We start from the raw sequence: 24116 nt of genomic DNA, 5'->3' as shown, positions 1-24116 counted from the left end.
CGGTCGGGCTTGTTTCAACTGCGTAAGTTACGTATAATCCTGTCATCCATTCCGTGGTCGAAACGCACGCCTTTCGCCGCGCGGCGCGGGATGCTGGAATGACGGAGAGGACGTCTCAGCGCTGGTCGACATCCTCGCTTCCAATTCTATGGCTGGAGACGAGATTGCCCGAACCGGAGCTGCGGGCAACTGCGGCTCGCGGGCAAAGGCAAGAGTGGCGGACACAGAAGCATCACGTCCTACTCAGGTGCCGACATCCCCGTATTCCTCATCACCGTTTTCGCCAAGCGCGATCGCGCGAACAAAGCCGAATGCATCGCCTTGGGCGATATCACCAAAAAGCTCGTCGCGGCCTATGGGTCGAAGCCGAGCCGGTCGGGAGAGCGCCGATGACCAAATTAGCGTTTGCCAGGATCGCCGAAGGCCTCGAAGAAGCTGTTGCCATCGCGCAGGGCAAGGCGGAGCCGGCGGCGCTGCACCTCCCGGCCCATGTCGACGTAAAGGCGATCCGGCAGGGTTTGAAACTGTCTCAATCCCACTTCGCCGAGGCGTATGGCTTCAGCGTCGTGCAGATCAGGGATTGGGAGCAAGGTCGCTCGCGGCCGCTCGGAGCCCTGCGTGCCTATCTGACGGTTATCGCGAAACGGCCAGAGGATATCCGCGCTCTGTTGCGCTCGGCCGCCTGAACCGCTCAACGACGAGCACAGGCTCGCATCGGTCGAGGTTGCCCAAACGCCCTCCAGCGTTTATGTGCAGCGCAGCGAATTCCAGATTCCTCACGAACGGGCTGCGCCGGCCGGGTTTCCACCCCGCCGGCCCGTGGCCATGAACAAGGCCTTTCCCGCATGTCCATGCGCAACATCGCCATCATCGCCCACGTCGACCACGGCAAGACCACGCTCGTCGACAAGCTGCTGCAGCAGTCGGGCACCTATCGCGACAACCAGCGCATCATCGAGCGCGTGATGGACTCCAACGACCTGGAGAAGGAGCGCGGCATCACCATCCTCGCCAAGGCGACCTCGGTCGTCTGGAAGGACACCCGCATCAACATCGTCGACACGCCGGGCCACGCCGATTTCGGCGGCGAGGTCGAGCGCATCCTCAACATGGTCGATTCGGCGATCGTGCTGGTCGACGCCGCCGAGGGGCCGATGCCGCAGACCAAGTTCGTCGTCTCCAAGGCCCTGAAGCTGGGCTTGCGCCCGATCGTGGCGATCAACAAGGTCGACAAGCCGGACGCGCGCGTCACCGAGGTGATCAACGAGGTCTTCGACCTCTTCGCCGCGCTCGACGCCAATGACGACCAGCTCGATTTCCCGATCCTCTACGGCTCGGGCAAGCAGGGCTGGATGGCGCATGATCCGGCCGGCCCGCAGGACCAGGGCCTGGCTCCGATGTACGATCTCATCCTCTCCCATGTGCCCGAGCCGCGCACGGAGGAGGGTCCGTTCCGGATGCTCGGCACGCTGCTCGAGGCCAATCCCTATCTCGGCCGCATCATCACCGGCCGCGTCGTCTCCGGCTCGGCCAGGCCGAACCAGACGATCAAGGTGCTCTCGGGCGACGGCGCGACCGTCGAGACCGGCCGCATCACCAAGATCCTCGCCTTCCGCGGCCTGGAGCGCACGCCGATCGAGGAAGCGATCCCGGGCGACATCGTCTCCATCGCGGGGCTGGTGAAGGGTTCCGTCGCCGACACCTTCTGCGACCCGTCGGTCGAGACCCCGATCAAGGCCCAGCCGATCGACCCGCCGACCGTCTCGATGACCTTCATGGTCAACGATTCGCCGCTCGCCGGCACCGAGGGCGACAAGGTCACCACCCGCGTCATCCGCGACCGGCTGTTCAAGGAGGCCGAGGGCAATGTCGCGCTGAAGATCGAGGAGGCCTCCGACAAGGACAGCTACGTCGTCTCCGGCCGCGGCGAATTGCAGCTCGCGATCCTGATCGAGACGATGCGCCGCGAGGGCTTCGAGCTCGGCGTCTCGCGCCCGCGCGTCGTGCTGAAGCGCGACGAGAGCGGCCAACTGCTGGAGCCGATCGAGGAGGTCGTGATCGACGTCGACGAGGAGCATTCCGGCGTCGTCGTGCAGAAGATGTCCGAGCGCAAGGCCGACATGCTGGAGATGCGCCCCTCCGGCGGCAACCGGCTGCGACTGGTCTTTCACGCGCCGACGCGCGGGCTGATCGGCTACCAGGGCGAATTGCTCACCGACACGCGCGGCACCGCGATCATGAACCGGCTGTTCCACGCCTACCTGCCCTACAAGGGCGAGATCGGCGGGCGCCGCAACGGCGTGCTGATCGCGATGGAGACAGGCGAGGCGGTGGCCTATGCGCTGTGGAACCTGGAGGATCGCGGCCCGATGATGATCGAGCCCGGCTGGAAGGTCTATCAGGGCATGATCGTCGGCGAGCATACGCGCGAGAACGATCTCGAGGTCAACGTGCTCAAGGGCAAGAAGCTGACCAACATCCGCACCACCTCGAAGGACGAGGCGGTGCGCCTGACGCCGCCGATCCGGATGACCCTGGAACGGTCATTGGCCTGGATCGACGACGACGAACTGGTCGAGGTCACGCCGAAGTCGATCCGCCTGCGCAAGGGCGTGCTCGACCCCAACGAGCGCAAGCGCTCGCAGAAGCTGAAGCAGGAAGTCGCGTAGGCGCGGATTTCCCGGCCGTCGTTACCTGAACGGCGGCTCGTCGAAGCTTCTGAGCTTGCGCGAGTGGATCGTCGAGCCCGCCTCCTTCAGCTTCTCCAGCGCGGCCAGCCCGATGCGCAGATGCTCGCTGACGGCGCGCTCGTAGAAGGCGTTGGCCGCTCCGGGCAGCTTGATCTCGCCGTGCAGCGGCTTGTCGGAGACGCAGAGCAGCGTGCCGTAGGGCACGCGCAGCCGGTAGCCCTGCGCCGCGACGGTGCCTGACTCCATGTCGACCGCGATGGCGCGCGACAGGTTGATGCGGCGGCGCTCCTTGGTCCAGCGCAGCTCCCAGTTGCGGTCGTCCTGCGTCACCACGGTGCCGGTGCGCAAGCGGTTCTTGAGCCGGTCGCCTTTTTCGCCCGTGACCTCGGCGGCCGCCTCCTGCAGGGCGACCTGGACCTCGGCGAGCGCCGGCACCGGCACGTCCGGCGGCACGAGCTCGTCCAGGATGCCGTCCTGCCTGAGATAGGCGTGGGCCAGCACGTAGTCGCCGATGATCTGCGTCTGGCGCAGGCCGCCGCAATGGCCGACCATCAGCCAGCAGTTCGGCCGCAGCACCGCGAGATGGTCGGTGATGTTCTTGGCGTTGGAGGGGCCGACGCCGATATTGACCAGCGTCACGCCCTCTCCGTTCTCGCGGATCAGGTGATAGGCCGGCATCTGGAAGCGGTGCCAGGGCGCCGACATCACGCGCTCGGCCGCGGACACATCGAGGCCCTGTCGGTCGATCCGGATGCCGCCCGGCGTCACCAGCGCCAGCGCCGTGCCGGCCTCGATCTCGGCCAGCGCCAGCCTGACGAACTGGTCGACATAGCGGTGGTAGTTGGTCAGCAGCACCCAGGGCTGCACGGCGCGCCAGTCGGCGCCGGTGTAGTGCACCAGCCGGCGCAGCGAATAATCGACCCTGACCGCGTCGAACAGCGCGAGCGGGCGCGGCTGGCCGTCGACGATGTCGAAGCTGCCGTCGGCGATCTCGTCGCCGACCAGCGAGAGCAGCGGCGTCGGGAAATGGCGCGCCAGCTCCGCTGCCGTGACCTTGCCGCGGCCGAGTTCGTCGCCGCCGTCGAGCGCGTAGGGATAGGGGATTTCCTGGTCGCTGACGCCGGTCTCGATCGTCGCGCCGTATTCCTCGACCAGCGGCCTGAGCTGGTCGAGAAGATAGCCGCGGAATTCGGCCGGCTGCGTCACCGTGGTCGAGTAGATGCCGGGCGCGGCGAATTTGGCGTAGCCCCGCCGGGTCGCCGCCGGCAGTGCCGACGGCGCATAGGTCACGCGCAGCGCCGGATAGCGATAGCGCGCGCGCCTGTCTTGCCCCGGCGGGTCGCCTGTCTCGAAGAAACACTGCAGATCGGCGCGCAGCGTCGCCTTCGCCTGCCCGTAGAGAGCTTCGAGCCGGTCGATGGCGGCTTCGGGCGTCGCGGCGGTCTCGAATGTCATGGGGCGAACGATCCTTTCGTTCGGCTGAGCTTCTAGCCGGGCTCGCACCGTCCTGACAACAACCGACGATGCCGCTGGCGAGGCTGGGGACCGAGCCTGCGGACGCCGTCGACAGGCCGGTCGCCATGGCTGGAGCACTATGCGCTTCTGGGACCGGAGCCTCGGCCGGCTGGAGGATCTCCTTCAGGGAATGAAAGGCCCGGCCGCCGGTCGAGGCGCCGCTGACCCCGGCCACCCTGACGATGCGTGACGATTCCGTCCCGCCCACGGCAAAGGACCACGACCATGCGCGAGACCGTCCTGCCCGCCGCCGCGGCCTGTCCAGCGCGCGATCGCGATCGATGCGACGCCGGAGCGGATCTGTCCGCTGATCGCCGATTTCCAGGTTTGGGACGCGTCGCGCTGTCGGACGGCGCGCGGATCGGGAGACCATGACGGAGACGTTCTGGGCGCCGCGCTGCGGCATGCCGCGGGACCGCTTCGGCACGCACTGGATGATCTCGGCCGAGTCGCCGAAACCGGCCTGCCGGACGCCTGAGCCCGGACATGGGTTCGATGGTCGCCGGGGATGGTCAAGGTCCAGCAAAGGACTTGCAAGTGTTAAGAACTTGCAAGTCACGCTTGGCCGAGCCATCTCCGGACGTCCATGAACACGCACGCCGCCATCCCAGTCGCCGCGCCGCCGCTCCAGCCGGCGGCGTTCGCGCATGTCGACCACTGGATCTTCGATCTCGACAACACGCTCTATTCGCATGAGAGCCGGGTCTGGCCGCAGGTCAACGAGCGGATCACCCTGTTCCTGCAGGAACTCTTCGGCCTCGACGGGCTGTCCTCGCACGCGCTGCGGCAATATTATTACCACCGCTACGGCACGACGCTCAAAGGCCTGATGGAAGAGCATCGGATCGACCCCGACGTCTTCCTCGATTTCGCCCATGACATCGATCTGAGCCTGCTCGAACCCGACCCCGCGCTCGGCGCCGCGATCGCCGCGCTGCCGGGCCGCAAGCTCATCCTGACGAACGGCTCGGTCGGCCATGCCAGGAACGTCGCGGGCAAGCTCGGCATTCTCGACCATTTCGAGGACATCTTCGACATCGTCCATGCCGGCTTCCTGCCCAAGCCCGAGCGAGCGACCTACGAGACCTTCCTCGCCAAGCACAGCGTCGATCCCGGGCGGGCGGCGATGTTCGAGGATATCGAGAAGAACCTGATCGCGCCGAGCGAACTCGGCATGAAGACGGTGCTGATCATCCCGAAGACGCCGGACCCGTTCCGCGAAGCCTGGGAGCAGGTCGCGATCGAGGCCGGCCACGTCCACTACGTCACTGACGACCTTGCCGGCTTCCTCAAGCCGCTGGGCCTCGAACGGCCGCGTGGCTGAATCACGCCGTTCCCCTGACAGAAAAATCGTTCGTCTTTACGAACGATTGCGAAGCTGATATTCCCCGCATCCGTTATATCGAACGATCGGAGCGCGCTGATGTCAGGGTCCATGGAAGATATGGCGCGCCTGCATGCCGAAACGCGGCTGGTCCATGCCGGCACGTTACGCTCGCAGTTCGGCGAGACCTCCGAGGCGCTGTTCCTGACGCAGGGCCATGTCTATGACAGCGCCGAACAATGCGAGGCGCGTTTCCTGAACAAGGATCCGGGCTTCCAGTACGCCCGCTTCTCCAATCCGACCGTCGCCATGCTGGAAGCGCGCATGGCCGCCTTCGAGGGCGCCGAGGCCTGCCGCGCCACCGCGACCGGCATGGCGGCCGTCACCGCGGCCGTGATGGGCCAGTTGCGCGCCGGCGACCACGTCGTGGCGGCCCAGGCCCTGTTCGGCTCGTGCCGCTATGTCGTCGAGGAGCACCTGCCGCGCTACGGCGTCGACTCGACGCTGGTCGACGGGACCGACATCGCGGCCTGGCGCAAGGCGGTGCGGCCGAACACCAAGGTGCTCTTCCTCGAGAGCCCGTCGAACCCGACTCTGGAGGTGATCGACATCGCCGCCGTGGCGGCGGTGGCGAAGGAGGCCGGCGCAACGCTGGTCGTCGACAATGTCTTCGCGACGCCGCTGTTCCAGCGTCCGCTCGAACTCGGCGCCGATTGCGTGGTCTATTCGGCGACCAAGCACATCGACGGGCAGGGACGATGTCTCGGCGGGCTGATCCTGGCCTCGGAGGAGTTCATCCAGACCCATGTCCAGACCTTCCTGCGCCAGACCGGGCCGGCGCTGTCGCCGTTCAACGCCTGGGTGATGCTGAAGGCGCTGGAGACGCTGCCGTTGCGCATCCGCAAGCAGGCCGAGAGCGCGGCGACCGTCGCCGACTGGCTCGCCGGCCAGCCGGGCCTGACCAAGCTGATCTTTCCCGGCCGCCCCGACCATCCCCAGGCCGAGATCATCGCAAGGCAGATGAGCGGACCCTCGACGCTGATCGCCTTCGAGGTCGCGGGCGGCAAGGGCTCGGCCTTCCGCCTGCTCAACGCCTGCGGGCTGATCCGCATCTCGAACAATCTCGGCGACGCCAAGAGCCTGATCGTGCATCCGGCGACGACGACGCATCAGCGCTTCACCCCCGAGGTCAGGGCGAGCATGGGCGTGAGCGACGGCATGATCCGCCTCTCGATCGGGCTGGAGCACCCCGACGACCTGATCGCGGACTTGGCTCAGGCGCTGGCGGCGTCGTAAGCGTCACCGTCATGCTCGCCCTTGTGGCGAGCATCCACGTCTTGAACGCTGTCCTTGCCGAAGGAAGACGTGGATGGTCGGCGCAAGGCCGGCCATGACGGCTGTGGCCGACCGCGACTAAGCCGCGAGCTTCAGGCCCACCTGACCCCAGATCGCCGTCAGCGCGCCGATCAGGTGATCGATGTCGGCGTCCGAATGCAGCGGCGAGGGCGTGATGCGCAGGCGCTCGGCGCCGCGCGGCACGGTCGGGTAGTTGATCGGCTGGACATAGACGTCGAAGCGCTCGAGCAGTTCGTCGCTGATGCGCTTGCACAGCACCGGATCGCCGACCATCACCGGCACGATATGGCTCGGATTGGGCAAATGCGGGATGCCGATCGCATCGAGCCGCGCCCGAACGGAGGCGACGCGCGCCTGATGGCCGGCCCGCTCCGACCGGCTCTGCTTGAGATGGCGGATCGAGGCGAGCGCGCCCGCCGCCAGCGCCGGCGGCAGCGAGGTCGAGAAGATGAAGCCGGAGGCGAAGCTGCGGATGAAGTCGCAGGTCGCGGCCGAGGCCGCGATATAGCCGCCCATGATTCCGAAGCCCTTGGCGAGCGTGCCCTCGATCACGGTCAGGCGATGCGCCACGCCGTCGCGCTCGGAGACGCCGCCGCCGCGCTCGCCGTAGAGGCCGACCGCATGGACCTCGTCGACATAGGTCATCGCGCCGAACTCGTCGGCGAGGTCGCAGAACTCGGCGATCGGGGCGATGTCGCCATCCATCGAGTAGACCGACTCGAACGCGATCAGCTTGGGCCGGCGCGGATCGATCGCCCGCAGCTTGCGGCGCAGATCGTCGGGATCGTTGTGCTGGAAGACGACCTTGTCGGCCCGGCTATGGCGGATGCCCTCGATCATCGAGGCGTGGTTGAGCCCGTCGGTCAGCACGACGCAGCCGGGAATGCGCGCGGCGAAGGTCGAGAGCGAGGCCCAGTTCGACATATAGCCGGAGTTGAAAAGCAGCGCCGATTCCTTGCCGTGCAGATCGGCGAGCTCCTGTTCCAGCAGCACATGATAATGGTTGGTGCCGCCGATGTTGCGGGTGCCGCCGGCCCCTGCCCCGCAGCCGTCGAGCGCGGCATGCATGGCGGCGAGAACGTCGGGATGCTGGCCCATGCCGAGATAGTCGTTCGAGCACCAGACGGTGACCTCGCGCGGGCCGTCCTCGCCGTGGAAGGTCGCGCGCGGGAACTGCCCGGCCTTGCGCTCGAGATCGGCGAAGACGCGATAGCGGCCTTCCTTGCGCAGGCCGTCGAGTTCCCGGCGGAAGAAGTTCTCAAAGTCCATCGGCAGCCTCCTTGCGGATCTCGTCAGTCCTACGCAACCAGGGACGAGGGGGAAATGGCACGCGGTGTCGCGGGTTCGGGCGCGATGCGGGCTGGCGACAGGGCCGGCCGTGGCGCTGGTCTGACGGCATGGCGTTCATGCGAGCGCAGGCCCCAGGACCAGAGTTCCGCGACCGGCAGCGGCACCACGAGGAACCAGTGCTCGATGACGCCGAGCGCGGCCAGCGTCGCCAGAAGCACGAACCCCGTAGCCAGCGCCGGGTCTCCGACGACCACCTTGTGGACGAGCCAGGCGGTGAGCAGCGTCGCCAGCGTCACGGAAAACGGGAAGAGCAGGTTCATCGGCTTCTGCCGAAAATAGCTTTTCAGATAGGCGAGATGCGCGGGCAGGAACTCGACCGTGGTGTTGGGCACGCCGAGGAAGATGTTGAGCTTGGTCGAGAGCCGCATCGCGAGGAGCAGCGCGAAGGTCATCAGGCCGAAACGATTGGCTCCGCCCCAGGTCAGCGCGGCGACGAGCGCGAGCGAGGCCAGCAGCGCCAGCTCATGATGCAGGATCGCGCGCGTCGCGGCGGCAAGGCGCGCGAGCCCCTTGGCGTCGGGCGGGCAGGGTTCGCGGCGCGGGCCGGTGAGATAGCCGAACAGGAAGGCCATCTCGTTCCAGCCCCAGAGCAGCACGGCGCAGAGCACTGCGAGATAGGCGCCCGTGACGCTGGCCTGGTCGGCGGTCGCGGCCAGTCCCCAGAGCGCGGCGAGCGCGATCAGCGAGGCCACGCCGAGGCTCCAGCGGAAGGTCGCCCGCGGCAGGCCGTCGAGATACAGGATCGCCCCGGTGGAGAACCACCAGGCGAACAAGGTCGCGACGATCGGAATGCCATGGGCGGCCAAGGCGCTTGCCCCTTTCAGTATGCCGGCTGGAGCCGGCTGGTCGCGGGGATGTCGTTCTTGATGGTCGGCATCAGGTAGAGCCGCAGCAGCGCCGCGCCGACCTGCGCCTGAAGGCCGAGCTTGCGGATGGTCCGGCCCTTCTCGGCCGCGTCGGCGATCCTGAGACTGAGGATGCGCACCCGCTCCAGCCCGGCCCGGAACTTCGGGTTGTCGGTGTCGAGGACGACCGGGAAGACCTGCCTCGATATCTCCGAGGTGATCCGGAAGACGGTGTGGTCGTATTCAGTCGGGTCGATCCGCAGCGCCTTGTGGAATTCCGGCCGGACATGGTCGCGCACATACATCGTGGCGTAAACCGCGAGCAGGAAGAAGCGCACCCAGAGCTTGTTGCCGCCGGTCAGCAGATGCGGGTTGGCCCGCATCAGCAGCGAGAAGGCCTCGCCATGGCGGAACTCGTCGTTGCACCACTCGCGGAACCATTTGAAGATCGGGTGGAAGCACAGATCGGGGTGCTTCTCCAGGTGCCGATAGATCGTGATGTAGCGGGCATAGCCGATCTTCTCGGAGAGATAGGTCGCGTAGAAGATGAATTTCGGCTTGAAGAAGGTGTATTTCTTCGCCTTGGTCAGAAAGCCGAGATCGACGCCGATGTGGAACTCCTTCAGCGCGTCGTTGATGAAGCCGGCATGCCGGGCCTCGTCGCGGCTCATGTATTTGAACAGCTCGCAGATGTCGGGATTGGCGCCGCGCTTGCGCATCTCGGCATAGAGCACGCAGCCCGAGAATTCGGCCGTCAGCGAGGAGATCAGGAAGTCGATGAACTCCTTGCGCAGCGGCTCGGGAATCTTCTCCAGCTCGAGCTTCCACTCGGCGTTGCGGGTGAAGTGGCCCTTGTTGGGGTCGCTCTTCATCTCGGCGATCAGCGCGTCCCATTCCTCGCGCACGGAGGAGACGTCGACCTTGTCGAGCTCCTCGAAATCGGTGGTGTAGAAGCGCGGCGTGAGCAGCGTGTCCTGCTGGGCCATCCGCGTCGATTCGTTGGGGGCCGCGCGCATCGCGCCGACCTGCATGGTCGCGGCTGTCATAGCTTGGTCCTTTCCGAGAAGCTGAACTCGAGCAGCTCCATGAATTCGGCACGGCCGCTGATCTTCGTCCAGACCTGCTCCAGCCAGTTCGCGCGCGTCACCGTGGCGATGCGGCGGAAGGTCTGGACCTCGCCATAGGGCACCTTGATCGGCTCGCCATGGACGATGACCTCGTCGCCCGGCCGGATCCTGATGTCGCCGTCGAGCACGCAATGGGCGTGCAGGCTGTCGAAGGTGTGCGAGACCTCGATGGTGCAGGGAACGTCGAACTGCTTCGGCTCTGCCATTGCATGGTCCGTCAGCGGGAGATCGGTCATGGACGCGTTTCCCCGGCGGGCAGGAACCGCGCGAAGGCGGCGGAATTGCTCGGTCCGAAGGCGTCCAGCTCGATCCTGCCCCCTGTCGCGGGATCGCTCAAGCTCAACCGGCCATTTTCCCTCCGCTCCAGCCGGAAGGGCTGCTCCCGACCGACGCCGGCGATCTGCCGTTGCCGGGTCAGGCTGCGCATCGACCCGCGAACGAACCCGTCCTGGCTCACGGCGAGCGTGGCGAGCACCGCGCCCGCTCCGTCACGGATCACGACCGAGCCGTCGGCGCGGTCCTCGAAGCGCAGATCGACCCGGGCGACCGTCGGGCTCTCGGGTACGCCGGTGACGCCGATGCCGGTCCGGCGCCCGAGACCCGCGATCGCGATCGTCGACAGGGCGAGCAGCGCCATGGCGACGAGGGTCCAGCGCGGCGGCGAGCCGCCGGCGACGGGAGCCCGGTTCTCGAGGGTCGCGTCGGTCATCGCTCTGTCCTCCTCAGCCCGCAGCCGCCATGCCGGCCGGCAGGCGCCGGTCGTTGCCGGCGACCTCGCGCGCGACGCGCACCGGCGCGCCGGCATGGGCGGCGAGCGCCCGCCCGAGAATGTCGGCCACGCTCGCGGCATCGGGAACCGCGCGCAGCATCGGCTCGGGCTTGCCCAGCTTCCAGGGCCGGACATGCGGCCACATGATGACGTATGAGACCTTCTCGCCGGGCACGATCGCGACCGGCAGGTCGCCATGGCCGCCGCGCGACAGTCTCACACCGGCGCCGGCGACGACCGCGAAGGGCAGGTTGATCGTCATCGGCAAGGCGATGCCGAAGCGCAGCACGAGCCGCCGGCTGGTGATGGTGTAGACCGCGCCGCGCGCCGAGAGCCAGCCGAGCAGGCCAAGCGCCCCGATGGCGACGGCGCCCGCCATCGCGACCCAGAGCATCGGCTGCAGCGAGCCGGCCACGGGCGAGCCGTCGATCAGCGCCAGCACCGGCTGGGCCGCGACCAGGGCCGCGAAGTAGAACGCCACCTCGCGGACATGGAAGGCGCTCCAGGCGAGGCCGCGCCAGTCGGGCGAGCCCTGCCAGAGGATGCGCTCGCCCTCCGGCGGCCGCTCCGGCAGACCCGGAATCGGCTCGAAGGCGAAATCGTCGTGGATCGCATGCCCGCTCATAGCTTGGGCTCCGCGCGCAGCGGCGTGGCGTAGAGCGTGCCCGCGCCGTAATAGGCGGCGATCTTCTCCTCCTCGAGGCGAGTCACCGCATCGGGCGTGCGCGTGCCCGGAACATCGGCGAACTGATGCGCCAGCAGCGCCGTGACGAAGACCCGCCCGGCGCCCGGCCGCGCGCCCGCGGCGATGTCGCAGAAGACGGTCGGCAGCAGGACGTTGCGTCCGCCGTCGAGCGCGACCTCGAAATAGCGCAGGATGCATTCCGAGCGATCGACCCAGAGATCGACGACCTTGCCGGCGACCTTGCGATCGGCGCCGAGCACGTCGAAGCCGCGCGGATCGGGACCGGCGGAGACACTGTAGCCCGTGGCGACGCGCACCGGCACGATCTTGAGGTGGTTGTCATAGGTCATGTCGGGCATGTCGGAGCGCTCGGCCCAGGAGCCCGGGCCTATCGAATCCAGCATCGGGTTGACGCCGTTGGGCGCCAGCGGCGCGCCTGGGAACCTCGCCGTCGGCACGGCGGCGAGCGGACGCGAATCGGCCCGCCCGTTCGGAGCCTGGACCGTCGCGCCGCTGCCGAGCCGGAAGGTTTTCGGCGACGGGTAGAAGATCAGGCTCGGCGAGAGCATCTTGCCCGGATGGGTGTCGGATTCGAGCGGATAGCCCTCGCGCCGGTCCTCGCGGCGCAGATAGACGATCAGGCCGGCGAAGAAGAGCCAGAACAGCCAGATCGTGATCTGGGCGACGTCGATATTTCCTATGATGGCGCGCATTGGAGAGCCCTCCTTCAAAGGCTTTCAGCTTGGAAATTCCGCGAGGCCGAATCGGGTTGACGGGGTGGCGCGCATCACATCGGCGCTGCGGACAAGCGGGCCGATGGCGACGAGCGTGGCGAAGAGCAGCGCGATCTCGACATGGTAGACGACGCCGTAGGCGACGGACGGATCGGCGAAGGCGGGGCCGAGCGACCCATTCGCGGCGAGCATGGCGACGAGATCGCGCAGCGCGCCGCCGAGCGCGATCGAGAGGCCGGCCGCGCTCGCCTGCGCCGCCCCCCAGACGCCGACGGCCAGACCGTGCATGCCGCCGCTCTCGATCGCCATCGCGGTGGTCAGCGTCGAGACGGCGAAGAGCCCGCCGCCGAAGCCGATCAGGACCACGCCGAAGCGGAACAGGTTGGCGGCGTCGATCGCGCCGGCGAAGATCACGCAAGGGAAGGCGACAAGCCCCGCGACGACGCCGAGCGCCGCCAGCCGGTAGGGGTCGACGCCGGCCGCCAGAGCGCGCGCCGCCAGCATGAAGGCGGCGAGCGAGCCGGCGGCGAGCAGGGCCGTCAGAACCGTCGTGCCCGAAACGCTGAGACGCAGGACCTGAGCCCCGAACGGCTCCAGGATGATGTCCTGCATGTTGAAGGCGGCCGTGCCGAGCCCGACCGCGATCAGGAAGCGCAAGCTGCGCCGGTCGGCGGCGAAGGCGGCAAGCGCCGTCCGGAAGGCCGGGCGCGCCGCATCGGAACGCGTCAGGGCCGGATTGCGGGCCTCCTGCTTCCAGAGGGCGACGATGTTGAGCCCCATCGTCACCATGGCCGCGCCCTGCACGACCTGGATCAGCCTGAGCGGCGAAAAGTCGGCCAGCAGCCAGGCGAAGACGAGACCGGACAGCACCATGCCGGCGAGCAGCGTCACATAGAGCAGCGCCACGACGCGGGCGCGGGTCGCGGGCGTGGCGAGATCGGTCGCGAGCGCAAGACCCGCCGTCTGGGTGGTATGGAGCCCCGCCCCGACCAGCAGGAAGGCGAGCGCCGCGCCGGCCTGGCCGATCCAGATCGGCCCGACGCCGTCGCCCGAGAGCACCAGCAGCGCGAAGGGCATGATCGCCAGCCCGCCGAACTGCATCAGCGAGCCGAACCAGATGTAGGGAACGCGCCGCCAGCCCAGCACCGAACGGTGCGTGTCCGATTTGTAGCCGACCAGCGCGCGGAAGGGCGCGAACAGGAAGGGCAGCGAGACCATCAGCGCCACGATCCAGGCCGGGACGTTCAGTTCGACGATCATCACCCGGTTGAGCGTGCCGACCAGCAGCACCGTCGCCATGCCGACCGAGATCTGGAACAGCGACAGCCTGAGAATCCGCCCGAGCGGCAGCTCCGGAGAAGCCGCATCGGCAAAGGGCAGCCAGCGCGGACCGATCCGCGTCAGACCCTTCACCAGCGCGGCCGAGACCGGGTTCATCTGGCCAGGCTCCCTTGCGCCGGGCGCTCTTGCGTGACGAGCTCCAGCGCCCGCGACTTGTAGAAGGCGCTCGAAATCCGCTGCGCCCGCCCAGCGCGCCAGCCTGCCAGCGAGGGCTCCGCCGCGATCTGCCGCGCCAGCGCGACATCGCTGACCGGCTCGATCGCCGGAGCGCGATCCGAGCGCGGGAAGGCGCGGCCGACGATGTGCATCAGCGTCAGCGCCGGCGTCCGCGGGGCGTGCGTGATCAGCAGCGAGGACGAGGTCCGCGCCGCCAGCCCCGAAAGCACGCGCACGATGTCGGCGGCCCGGTAATGGATCAGCGAATCCATCGCCACGACATGGTCGAAGCCGCCGAGCGCGGGGTCGAGCATGTCGCCGGAGCGGAAGGAGATCGAGCCCCCGGCGAGATCGCGCGGGGCGCGGTCCTGCGCCAGCGCCACCAGCGTCGGCGACAGGTCGATGGCGACGACATGCGCCCCGCGCAACGCGCAGGCGACGGCGAGCGCTCCGGTGCCGCAGCCGGCGTCGAGGATGCGCTGCCCCCGCAGGTCGCCGGGCAGCCAGGAGAGCAGCGTCGCGCGCATCGCGTCGCGCCCGGCCCGGACCGTGGCGCGGATGCCGCTGACCGGCGCGTCGGAGGTGAGCTTCGCCCAGGCCTCGACCGCGGTGCGGTCGAAATAGGTCTTCAGCTCGCTGCGGCGCCGGGCGTAGGTCGCGTCGGACATCGATGCCGCCCTCTCACTCGTAGCCCAGGAAATCGAAGATCTCGCGGTCCTTCATCGGCCGCGCGTCGAGCGCGGGCCCGCCGGCCCAGAGTTGCTCGGCGAGGTTGAGGTATTCGCGCTGGACGGCGAGCACCTCGGGCGCGTCGCCCATCTCGAACAGGGTCGCCTTCTTCAGCCGCGAGCGGCGGATGGCGTCGAGATCGGGGAAATGGGCGAGGCGCTTCAGCCCGGTCGCGGCGTTGAAGCGGTCGATCTCGTCGGTGCCGGCCGAGCGGTTGGCGATGACGCCGCCGACGCGGACCTCGTAGTTCTTCGACTTCGCCCTGATCGCCGCGACGATGCGGTTCATCGCGAAGATCGAGTCGAAATCGTTGGCCGTGACGATGACCGCGCGCTCGGCATGCTGGAGCGGGGCGGCGAAGCCGCCGCAGACCACGTCGCCGAGCACGTCGAAGATCACCACGTCCGTGTCCTCGAGCAGGTGATGCTCTTTCAGCAGCTTCACCGTCTGGCCGACGACATAGCCGCCGCAGCCGGTGCCGGCCGGCGGCCCGCCGGCCTCGACGCACATCACGCCGTTGTAGCCCTCGAAGCAGAAATCCTCGACGCGCAGCTCCTCGGAATGGAAGTTCACCGTCTCCAGCACGTCGATGACCGTCGGCATCAGCTTCTTGGTCAGGGTGAAGGTCGAATCGTGCTTGGGATCGCAGCCGATCTGCAGGACGCGCTTGCCCATCTTCGAGAAGGCGACCGAGAGGTTCGACGAGGTCGTCGACTTGCCGATGCCGCCCTTGCCGTAGACGGCGAAGACTTTCGTGCTCTCGACGCCCATGAGCTGGTCGAGCCGGACCTGGACCGAGCCTTCGCCGTCCTCGCCCGGAGGCGGCGCCTTGCGCGCATAGTTCGGCAGGCCGGGATGCTGGAAAAGGGTCGTCATGCCGCGGCCTCCACGCCGATGCCTTCGAGCCGGTCTTCCAGCTCCTCTCCGGCAAGCCGCAACGCATTCAGCGTCGCCTCGTCGGGCTGCCAGTATTTGCGCTGCTGCGCCTCGATCAGACGGTTCGCCAGCTTTGCCGACGCGGTCGGGTTCAGCGCGGCGAGGCGCTCGCGCATCACCGGATCGAGCAGGAAGGTCTGCGCCGTCTGCTGGAAGACCCAGGGCTGGACCGCGCCGGTGGTGGCTGACCAGCCCATTGTGTTGGCGACGTGGTGCTCGATCTGGCGCACGCCCTCATAGCCGTGCTTGAGCATGCCCTCATACCATTTCGGGTTGAGCATGCGGGTGCGGGTTTCGAGCGAGACCTGTTCGGAAAGCGTCCGCACCGCGCCCTCGCCGCGCGTCTGGTCACCGATATAGACCGGGACCGGGGAGCCGCCGGCACGCTTGACCGCGCGCGAGATGCCGCCGAGCGTATCGAAATACTGGTCGATCGTGGTGACGCCGAGTTCGACCGATTCGAGGTTCTGGTAAGCCAGCTCGACGCCGGCGAAGATGGTGCCCAGAAGCTCCTTCTGCTGCACCGGCCGGCCCGAGACGCCATAGGCGAAGCTCTTGCGGCGCTGATAGGTCTCGGCCAGCTCGTCCTCGTCGTCCCAGCGGCTGTTCTCGACCAGGTGGTTGACGTTGGCGCCATAGGCGCCGTCGGCATTGGAGAAGACGCGCAAGGCGGCGGTCTCCAGATCGCAGCCATGCTGGGCCTGGTAGGCCAGCGCATTGCGGCGCAGATAGTTCCGCTCGACCGGCTCGTCGGCCCGCGCCGCCAAAAGCGCCGCTTCCGCGAGGAGGCGGGTCTGGAGCGGCAGCAGATCGCGAAAGATGCCCGACAGCGTCATCACCACGTCGATGCGCGGGCGGCCGAGTTCTTCCAGCGGGACCAGCTCCGCGCCGCAGAGCCGGCCATAGCCGTCGAAGCGCGGCTTCGCCCCCATCAGCGCCAGCGCCTGGGCGATCGGGCCGCCCTCGCTCTTCAGGTTGTCGGTGCCCCAGAGCACGATCGCGATCGAGGCCGGGAGAACGTTGCCGCCCTCGACATGGCGGGCGAGCAGCCGGGCGGCCTGCCTGGCGCCGTCGCTCATGGCGAAGGCCGAGGGAATGCGGAACGGATCGAAGCCGTGCAGATTGCGCCCGGTCGGCAGGATCGCCGGGGTGCGCAGCAGGTCGCCGCCGGGCGCCGGCTTGACGAAGCGGCCGTCGAGCGCGGTCAGCAGGCCCTCGATCTCGCTGTCGCGGTCGATCATCTCGCCGGTGCGGGCAAGCTCGCCGAACATGGCGAGCTGGGATGCGTCTGTCGCCAGCGCCGCCGCCGTCGCGGCGCCCGTCGCGAGCGCCTCGACGGCGTCGCGAGCGGGCTTCTGGCCATGCGACGCCTCGGCGACGGCCAGCAGCGTGTCGACCTTCTCGGCGACGGTGTGCTTGTTGCCGACCACGTGCAGCCCGTGCGGGATCAGGGTGTATTCGAGTTCGAGCACGGCGTTGGTCAGCGCGGCGATGGCCGCGCCCGCATCATCGCCCCAGGCCGGCTCGGCCTCGGCGAGATCGACCGCCGCGGCCTGCGCCTGGATCAGTTCGGCGAGATCGGCGCACTCGTTCTCCGCGCCGGGCTGGCGCCAGCGCTCCAGCGAGGCTTTCAGCTCGACCAACCCGCGATAGAGCCCCGCGCTCGCGACCGGCGGCGTCATGTAGCTGACCAGCGTCGCGGCCGAGCGGCGCTTGGCGATGGCGCCCTCGGAGGGGTTGTTGGCGGCGTAGAGATAGATGTTGGGCAGGTCGCCGATCAGCCGGTCGGGCCAGCATTGCGCGGTCAGGCCCACCTGCTTGCCGGGCATGAATTCGAGCGCGCCATGGGTGCCGAAATGCAGCACGGCGTCGGCGCGGAAATCCTCGCGCAGCCAGCGGTAGAAGGCCGAGAAGGCGTGCGTCGGCGCAAAGCCCTTCTCGAAGAGCAGACGCATCGGATCGCCCTCGTAGCCGAAGCCGGGCTGGATGCCGACGAAGACGTTGCCGAACTCGCGGCCGAGCACGAAGAGCGCGGTTCCGTCGCTCTGCTGGCGGCCGGGCGCCGGCCCCCATTGCGCCTCGATCTCGGCGAGATGGCGCTCGCGCCGGACATGGTCGTTGACGTTGATGCGCGCATGGACGTTGGCGTCGGCGCCGAAGCGGGCGGCGTTGCCGTGCAGTATGGCGTCGCGCAAGGCATCGACCGAGGTCGGAACCTCGACGCTGTAGCCGGCTCTGCCGAGCCCTTTCAGCGTGTTGAACAGCGATTCGAACACGGCCAGGAACGCCGCCGTCCCCGTGTTGCCGGCGTTCGGCGGGAAGTTGAACAGCACGATCGCGAGCTTGCGCCGCGCCAGTTCGGTCCTGCGCAGCGCGACGAGCTTCGTCACCCGCGCCGCCAGCATCGCGACGCGCTCGACGTCGGGGCGCATGTCGGCGCGGGCTTCGCCCGTCTCGCTGTCGGAGCGGCCGCCGAAGACCATCGGCCCGGTCGCGCCGTCGAGCTCGGGGATCGCGACCATCATCGTCGCCTCGACCGGCATCAGGCCGCGATCCGAGGCGTTCCACTGCTCCAGACTCTGGAACTCGATCGCCTGGGCGGCGATGTAGGGCACGTCGAGCTCCGACAGCATCGCGTCGGCCGCCGAGGCGTCGTTGTAGGCCGGGCCGCCGACCAGCGAGAAGCCGGTCAGGGAGACCAGCGCGTCGATGACCGGACGGCCATCGCGCTTGAAGAAGGCCTCGACCGCCGGACGCGCATCGAGGCCGCCGGAGAAGGCCGGGATGACGTTCAGGCCCTTCGCCTCGAGCGCGGCGATGACGGCGTCGTAATGGGCGGTGTTGCCGGCCAGCAGATAGGACCGCATCACCAGCACGCCGACAACGCCGCGCGCCTGGCCGGCCCGATTCGGCAATGCGTCGGCACGCTCCGACATCCGGCCGGGCAGGCGCGGATGATAGACGCCGAGCTCGGGGTAATGGACGGGCGCGGCCGCCTTGACCGTGCCGCGCAGACCACGGCGCGGGCCGTCGGCATAGCGGTCGACCAGCAGCCGGACCATGTTGACGACGTTGGCCTCGGAGCCGGAGAGGAAATATTGCAGGCCGAGGAAATAGGCGCGCACATCCTGCGCCTTGCCGGGGATGAAGCGCAGGATCTGCGGCAGGCGCTTGAGCATGGCGAGCTGCTGCGCGCCGGCGTTGCCGCCAGGCTTCTTCGCCCCGCGCAGGCGCTTCAGCAGCGCCATCATGCCGGTCTCGGGCGCGTCCATGCGCCAGCCGCCGAGCTTCGTCAGCTTGACCACCTCGCCGGCCGACATGGCGCAGAGCATGGCGTCGCAGGCCTCGCGGCGAGCCCTGAGCGTCGGCGCGATCATCTGGATGTGGTCGTCCATGAACAGCATGTTGGCGACGACGATGTCGGCGCGCTCGATATCGGCGCGGGCCTCGGCCAGCGACGAGGGGTTCTCGCCCCATTCGGCGGCGGCATGCAGCGAGAGGCGCAGGCCCGGCAGGTCACGGCGCAGCGTCGCGGCCGCGCGATCGACGGCGCTCGACAGATGCCTGTCGAGCGTCACGATCACGACCCGGATCGGGGTCGCGTCATCTTTGAAGCAGGATTGGCGCGAAAAACCGGGTCCCACTTTTTCGCATCCTGCTCTAGCGGCCGAAATGGGCTTTGGCATCGTAGAGCGTCTCCACCGTGATCGGGCTTATTCCGCGTTCGCCAGCGTAGGCCTCCGTGTTGCGCCGCGCCTTGCCGCGGACGAAGAAGGGGATCTTCTTGAGTTCGAGCTCGGCGTCGGGCGCCCAGCTCAGGACGATCGGGCGGTCGGCGAGCGCCAGATCGTCATTCCGGGGCGGCCCGTCAGGGGCGAAGCCGGAACCCACGACCGGGTGAGCGTCTGCGACCGGCCGGCCGGGAGGGTTCAGCCCGGTCGTGGGTTCCGGGTTCCTCGCTTCGCGAAGCCCCGGAATGACAGGGGTGGCGCCATGGCCGAGATGCGACGACCCGGCTCCGTCGTGGAACTCGAAATCGTCGCGGAACATGCCGAGCAGATGCTCTTCCAGCCCCATCATTAGCGGATGGACCCACGAGTCGAAGATGACGTTGGCGCCCTCGAAACCCATCTGCGGCGAGTAGCGCGCCGGGAAATCCTGGACATGGACCGGGGCCGAGATGACCGCGCAGGGGATGCCGAGGCGCTTGGCGATGTGGCGCTCCATCTGCGTGCCGAGCACGAGCTCGGGCTGCAGCGCGGCGCAAGCCGCCTCGACCTCGAGATAATCGTCGGTGATCAGCGCCTCGAGCCCGAGCCGGCCGGCCGCCTCGCGCACGTCGCGGGCGAGCTCGCGGGAATAGGCGCCGAGCCCCACGACCTTGAAGCCGAGCTCCTCGCTGGCGATGCGGGCGGCGGCGATGGCATGGGTCGCGTCGCCGAAGATGAAGACGCGTTTTCCCGTGAGATAGGTCGAGTCGACCGAGCGCGAATACCAGGGCAGGCGCGAGGTCTCGTCGGCGAGCACGGCGGTCGCGTCGACGCCGGCGAGGCGAGCGACCTCGGTGATGAAGTCGCGCGTCGCGCCGACGCCGATCGGCACCGTCGCGACGATCGGCTGGCCGAAGGAACGCTTCAGCCATTGCGCGGCGAGGCCTGCGATCTCGGGATAGAGCACGACGTTGAAATCGGCCTGGCCGAGCCTTGCGATGTCGGCGGCGCCGGCCCGCCAGGGCGCGGTGACGTTGACGTCGACGCCGAGGCTCGCCAGCAGCTCCTTCACCGCGCGGACATCGTCGCGGTGGCGGAAGCCGAGCGCTGTGGGCCCGAGGATGTTGCAGCTCGGGCGCTTGCCTGGGTCGCGCGCCGGGCGCTGGCTGCCCGGCATCGGCATATGCGGGCCGGCGAGGTTGCGCACGAGCTGGTAGAAGGTTTCCGCCGCGCCCCAGTTCTCCTTGCGCTGATAGGAGGGCAGTTCCAGCGGAATGACCGGGACGGGCAAGCCGAGCGCGCGGGCCAGCCCCGCCGGATCGTCCTGGATCAGCTCGCCGGTGCAGGAGGCCCCGACCAGCATGGCTGCCGGCCGGAAGCGCTCGAAGGCGTCGTGCGCCGCGCGCTGGAACAGATCGGCGGTATCGCCGCCGAGATCGCGCGCCTGGAACGTCGTGTAGGTGACGGGCGGGCGCTTTCCGCGCCGCTCGATCATGGTGAAGAGCAGGTCGGCATAGGTGTCGCCCTGCGGAGCGTGCAGGACGTAATGGACGTCCGTCATCGCGGTGGCGACGCGCATCGCGCCGACATGCGGGGGGCCTTCATAGGTCCAGACGGTGAGGTGCATCGCTACACCTCCAGCGCCGCGCGACGATTCAGGGGCCGCGCGAACAGTTCGGCGAGATCGCCGGCCTGCTCGAAACCCTGGATCGGCGTGAAGACGAGCTCGATCGCCCATTTCGTCGTAAGCCCGCGATCCTCCAGCGGATTGGCGAGGCCCAAGCCGCAGACGGTGATGTCGGGCGCGGCCGCGAGGCAGCGGTCGAGCTGGCGGTCGACGTCCTGGCCCTCGCTGAGCTGGACGCCCGCCGGCAACAGCGCGAGGTCCGCGGCGAGATGGTCCTTGTGCAGATAGGGCGTGCCGACCTCGACCAGCTCCATGCCGAGTTCGCGATTGAGGAAGCGCGCGATCGGGATCTCGAGCTGGCTGTCGGGGAAGAAGAAGATGCGCCGGCCCTTGAGCGCGGCGCGGGAATGCTCCAGCGCCCGGTCGGCGCGCTCGCGGGGCGCGGCGATGACGGCCTCGAAGCGTTCCTCCGACACGCCGAATTCGTCGGCCGCGGCCCGGAGCCAGCCGGTCGTGCCTTCCGCGCCGAGCGGGAACGGCGCGGCCAGCCGCGTCGCGCCGCGATTTTCGAGCGCGCGCGCCGTCTCGCCGAGGAAGGGCTGGACGAGGAGGTAGCTGGCGTCCGGGCCGACCGCCGGCATATCGCCGGCCCGGCGGGCCGGCAGGAAGGCGACGCGTTCGATGCCCATCGCCCTGAACAGGCGGCGGAACTGGTCCTCGACGGCATCGGCCAGCACGCCCACGACGAGCAGGGACCTGTCCTCCCCCGCAGGCTCGGCCGGCAGCGTCGGCACCAGCGCGGTCAGGCAGGCGTCCTCGCCTTGCGTGAAGGTCGTCTCGATGCCGCTGCCGGAATAGTTCAGCACCCGGACCCGCGGGGCGAAGCGCTGGCCGAGCCTGAGCGCGGCGCGCGACAGATCGAGCTTGATCACCTCGGACGGGCAGGAGCCGACGAGGAAGAGCAGCTTGATGTCGGGCCGGCGCTCCAGCAGCCGGGTGACGACCGCGTCGAGCTCGGCATTGGCGTCGGCCAAGCCGGCGAGATCCTTCTCCTCGATGATCGCGGTGGCGAAGCGCGGCTCGGCGAAGATCATCACGCCGGCGGCCGACTGCATCAGATGGGCGCAGGTGCGCGAGCCGACGATCAGGAAGAAGGCGTCCTGGATCTTGCGGTGCAGCCACATGATCCCGGTCAGGCCGCAGAAGACCTCGCGCTGGCCGCGCTCGCGCAGGACCGGCGGGGCGTCGCAGCCCTGCGCGGTGACGGCCCGGGCGAGCAGCGGCGCGTTCACGACGCCAACTCCAGCCCGCCGGACTGGCGCGACGAGGAAGTGGCGGCCTGCATGCGGGCCGCGCGCAGCTTCAGCAGGAATTGCGCCGCGTTGACGACGTAGACGGCATAGGCCGCGAGCGCGACGAGCATCTGTTCGCGCGGCCCCAGCGCCCCGGCCAGGATCGCGTAGAGATAGTAGCTGTGCAGCGCGATCACGACGAAGGAGACGACGTCCTCCCAGAAGAAGGGCGCGGCGAAGAGATACTGGCCAAAGACGTCGCGCTCCCAGAGCGCGCCGGTGACCATGATCGTGTAGAGCACCAGCGTCTTGAGGATGATCGAGAGCGTCGCGGCCCCATAGCCCACGCCGGTCGCGAGATAGCGCAAGACCAGCGCCAGGCTGACGAGGAAGACCAGGAACTGCAGCGGGGCGAGGACGCCCTGCACCAGCGTCCAGCGCGAGGCGTCACGCCGCAGGCGTTGATCCGCCGTGTAGAGCGCCGGTCCGCCGGGTCGCGCAGTCCGAGCTGGCATCGGACGTCTCCAGTCCGTCACGCCGCCGCGGGGGCGACGGCGCTTGTCAGGCGAGATTGGCGCGGCCCCGCATATGTGTCAACTCTGATTGACACCGATTTCCCTAGAGATGTCATAAAGACTGGACAGTCCGGAGAATCGGAGTAGGCTCGCGATCCTGCGCCGCCGATGCGGGCGCGGCACGCCAACGCCCGGTTCGCGGCGGCGCTTTCGTCTGGCCTGAGCCGACCGCCTTTTCACTGGAATGATCTGCAAGATTGCGGGCAAACGCCTGATGTCCGGCTAAAAAGCGCGAACCTCACGATTGCCGAGGGGCCTTTGGCATGCTTCACTCTCCTTCACTAGGTCGAGAGGAACAGCCTTCCGGATCGTCGGTCGCCATCCTGCAATCGCCGAATGACAGGGCCGTCAGAGCGCCTGCGCTGGAAGGTCGCCCGCCCATGGGAGGTGACCTTATGCCGGGTTCAGCACGCGGGGTTTTCACGGCGCCAGCGCTATTCCAGGACGAGACGGGCGTGTTTCCAGGCTTGAAGGGGCCGCTCTGGTGCCCGAGCGAGGACGCCGCTCCCCCGCCGGAATTGCGCGGGGATCTCGCCCGCACGATCGAGACCGAGATCATTCCGCGGCTGATGCTGGCCCACCGCGCCACGGCCGCGACGCGCCCGGCGCCGCGGACGCCCGACCTGACGCCGATCATCGTCTCCGACCAGGATGTCGTCGTCTTCTCCGAGATGATCGTCCGGCAGCCCCTGCACGCCGCCCGCGCCCATCTCGACTCGCTGCGCGCCGGCGGCATGTCGGCGGAGGCGGTGATCACCGACGTGCTCTCGGCGACGGCGCGCCATCTCGGGGTGATGTGGGAGCAGGACCGCTGCAGCTTCGTCGACGTGACTCTCGGCCTGTCCCGGCTGCAGCAGCTGCTGCGGATCTACGGGCCGGCCTTCGAGGCCGAACCGGCGCGGCAGGGCAGCGGACGCCGGCTCCTGCTCGCGGTCGTGCCGGGCGAGCAGCACACTTTCGGACTCGCCGTCGTCGAGGAGTTCTTTCGCCGCGCCGGCTGGCACGTCCAGTCCGAGTTCCTGCCGTCCAAGGCGATCCTGCTCGAACAGGTCCGGACCGAGTGGTTCGACGCGGTCGGCCTGTCGGCGAGCGGCGAGGTCGCCTCGGCCGGCATCGCCTCGGTCGTCAAGGCCGTGCGCGACAACGCCCTGAACAAGGGAATCCGGATCATGCTCGGCGGCAATCTGTTCTCGTGCGAACCGGAACTGGCCGCGTCGCTCGGCGCCGATTTCGGCGCACGCGACGCCGCGGAAGCCATCGACCGCATCGAGGGACTGCTCGAAGGCAAAAAGATTTCTTGTTGAAGACCTTGCACACCCTTATCTGCCTATCGCCTCGCTCGCAGGCCGCCACAA

At 68.5% G+C, this 24116-nt stretch carries 20 protein-coding genes; 5 read left to right on the top strand and 15 right to left on the bottom strand.

Annotation, left to right across the window (positions count from 1 at the left end; translation table 11 throughout):
• The first annotated feature begins 389 nt into the window (after positions 1–389).
• The gene (locus AC1RRW_RS14580) at positions 390–686 is read left to right on the top strand and encodes a helix-turn-helix domain-containing protein (RefSeq protein WP_492901493.1); all 297 of its coding nucleotides are present in this window, start codon (positions 390–392) and stop codon (positions 684–686) included.
• A gap of 159 nt (positions 687–845) precedes the next feature.
• Entirely contained in the window at positions 846–2669 is a 1824-nt protein-coding gene (typA, locus tag AC1RRW_RS14575) for a translational GTPase TypA (RefSeq protein ID WP_492901492.1), read from the top strand.
• Between the two features lie 21 nt (positions 2670–2690).
• Here the strand turns inward: typA and AC1RRW_RS14570 are convergent, their stop codons facing one another.
• The gene (locus AC1RRW_RS14570; protein WP_492901491.1) at positions 2691–4145 is read right to left on the bottom strand and encodes an AMP nucleosidase; all 1455 of its coding nucleotides are present in this window, start codon (positions 4143–4145) and stop codon (positions 2691–2693) included.
• Between the two features lie 646 nt (positions 4146–4791).
• Here AC1RRW_RS14570 and AC1RRW_RS14565 point away from each other — a divergent pair.
• Together AC1RRW_RS14565 and AC1RRW_RS14560 are read left to right on the top strand one after the other, a co-directional pair.
• Entirely contained in the window at positions 4792–5529 is a 738-nt protein-coding gene (locus tag AC1RRW_RS14565) for a pyrimidine 5'-nucleotidase (protein WP_492901490.1), read from the top strand.
• A 99-nt stretch (positions 5530–5628) separates the two neighbouring features.
• On the top strand, positions 5629–6825 hold the full coding sequence (locus AC1RRW_RS14560; protein WP_492901489.1) for an O-succinylhomoserine sulfhydrylase: 1197 nt from the start codon (positions 5629–5631) through the stop codon (positions 6823–6825).
• A gap of 117 nt (positions 6826–6942) precedes the next feature.
• On the opposite strand, the gene hemA is transcribed toward AC1RRW_RS14560, so the two are convergent.
• The 14 genes from hemA to bchF are packed head-to-tail and all read right to left on the bottom strand — an operon-like array spanning position 6943 to position 22701.
• Positions 6943–8154: a 5-aminolevulinate synthase gene (gene hemA / locus AC1RRW_RS14555; RefSeq protein ID WP_492901488.1), complete on the bottom strand. Its 1212-nt coding sequence runs from the start codon at positions 8152–8154 to the stop codon at positions 6943–6945.
• A 29-nt stretch (positions 8155–8183) separates the two neighbouring features.
• Positions 8184–9041 carry a putative photosynthetic complex assembly protein PuhE gene (gene puhE / locus AC1RRW_RS14550; protein ID WP_492901487.1) on the bottom strand — a complete coding sequence of 286 codons (858 nt, stop codon included), beginning with the start codon at positions 9039–9041 and terminating at the stop codon, positions 8184–8186.
• Between the two features lie 14 nt (positions 9042–9055).
• Positions 9056–10126, bottom strand: a complete 1071-nt coding sequence (acsF, locus tag AC1RRW_RS14545) for a magnesium-protoporphyrin IX monomethyl ester (oxidative) cyclase (RefSeq protein WP_492901486.1) — start codon at positions 10124–10126, stop codon at positions 9056–9058.
• Positions 10123–10443: a hypothetical protein gene (locus tag AC1RRW_RS14540; protein WP_492901485.1), complete on the bottom strand. Its 321-nt coding sequence runs from the start codon at positions 10441–10443 to the stop codon at positions 10123–10125. The genes acsF and AC1RRW_RS14540 overlap by 4 nt, the downstream gene beginning before the upstream one ends.
• Positions 10440–10916, bottom strand: coding sequence for a photosynthetic complex assembly protein PuhC (gene puhC, locus AC1RRW_RS14535; RefSeq protein ID WP_492901484.1), 477 nt, complete (start codon positions 10914–10916; stop codon positions 10440–10442). Before puhC ends, AC1RRW_RS14540 begins: the two co-directional genes overlap by 4 nt.
• A gap of 13 nt (positions 10917–10929) precedes the next feature.
• The gene (puhB, locus tag AC1RRW_RS14530) at positions 10930–11601 is read right to left on the bottom strand and encodes a photosynthetic complex putative assembly protein PuhB (protein ID WP_492901483.1); all 672 of its coding nucleotides are present in this window, start codon (positions 11599–11601) and stop codon (positions 10930–10932) included.
• Positions 11598–12374, bottom strand: coding sequence for a photosynthetic reaction center subunit H (gene puhA / locus AC1RRW_RS14525; RefSeq protein ID WP_492901482.1), 777 nt, complete (start codon positions 12372–12374; stop codon positions 11598–11600). Before puhA ends, puhB begins: the two co-directional genes overlap by 4 nt.
• 24 nt (positions 12375–12398) lie before the next feature.
• Positions 12399–13832: a BCD family MFS transporter gene (locus AC1RRW_RS14520; protein ID WP_492901481.1), complete on the bottom strand. Its 1434-nt coding sequence runs from the start codon at positions 13830–13832 to the stop codon at positions 12399–12401.
• Complete coding sequence (gene bchM / locus AC1RRW_RS14515; RefSeq protein WP_492901480.1) at positions 13829–14560, bottom strand: magnesium protoporphyrin IX methyltransferase; 732 nt, start codon at positions 14558–14560, stop codon at positions 13829–13831. The genes AC1RRW_RS14520 and bchM overlap by 4 nt, the downstream gene beginning before the upstream one ends.
• Positions 14561–14573: 13 nt before the next feature.
• A complete protein-coding gene (gene bchL / locus AC1RRW_RS14510) occupies positions 14574–15497 on the bottom strand; it encodes a ferredoxin:protochlorophyllide reductase (ATP-dependent) iron-sulfur ATP-binding protein (protein ID WP_492901479.1) in 924 nt (307 codons plus the stop codon).
• On the bottom strand, positions 15494–19243 hold the full coding sequence (locus AC1RRW_RS14505) for a magnesium chelatase subunit H (RefSeq protein ID WP_492901478.1): 3750 nt from the start codon (positions 19241–19243) through the stop codon (positions 15494–15496). Before AC1RRW_RS14505 ends, bchL begins: the two co-directional genes overlap by 4 nt.
• Positions 19218–20894, bottom strand: coding sequence for a ferredoxin:protochlorophyllide reductase (ATP-dependent) subunit B (gene bchB, locus AC1RRW_RS14500; RefSeq protein WP_492901477.1), 1677 nt, complete (start codon positions 20892–20894; stop codon positions 19218–19220). Before bchB ends, AC1RRW_RS14505 begins: the two co-directional genes overlap by 26 nt.
• A gap of 2 nt (positions 20895–20896) precedes the next feature.
• Complete coding sequence (locus tag AC1RRW_RS14495; RefSeq protein ID WP_492901476.1) at positions 20897–22186, bottom strand: ferredoxin:protochlorophyllide reductase (ATP-dependent) subunit N; 1290 nt, start codon at positions 22184–22186, stop codon at positions 20897–20899.
• Positions 22183–22701 carry a 2-vinyl bacteriochlorophyllide hydratase gene (gene bchF / locus AC1RRW_RS14490; protein ID WP_492901475.1) on the bottom strand — a complete coding sequence of 173 codons (519 nt, stop codon included), beginning with the start codon at positions 22699–22701 and terminating at the stop codon, positions 22183–22185. Before bchF ends, AC1RRW_RS14495 begins: the two co-directional genes overlap by 4 nt.
• 515 nt (positions 22702–23216) lie before the next feature.
• Here bchF and AC1RRW_RS14485 point away from each other — a divergent pair.
• Positions 23217–24065 carry a cobalamin B12-binding domain-containing protein gene (locus AC1RRW_RS14485; protein WP_492901474.1) on the top strand — a complete coding sequence of 283 codons (849 nt, stop codon included), beginning with the start codon at positions 23217–23219 and terminating at the stop codon, positions 24063–24065.
• Positions 24066–24116: the final 51 nt, after the last annotated feature.

Source organism: Allobosea sp. GW821-FHT12C12, assembly GCF_058807355.1.
The sequence above is the reverse complement of the archived record's forward strand: the minus strand, read 5'-3'. Positions and strand labels throughout refer to the sequence as shown.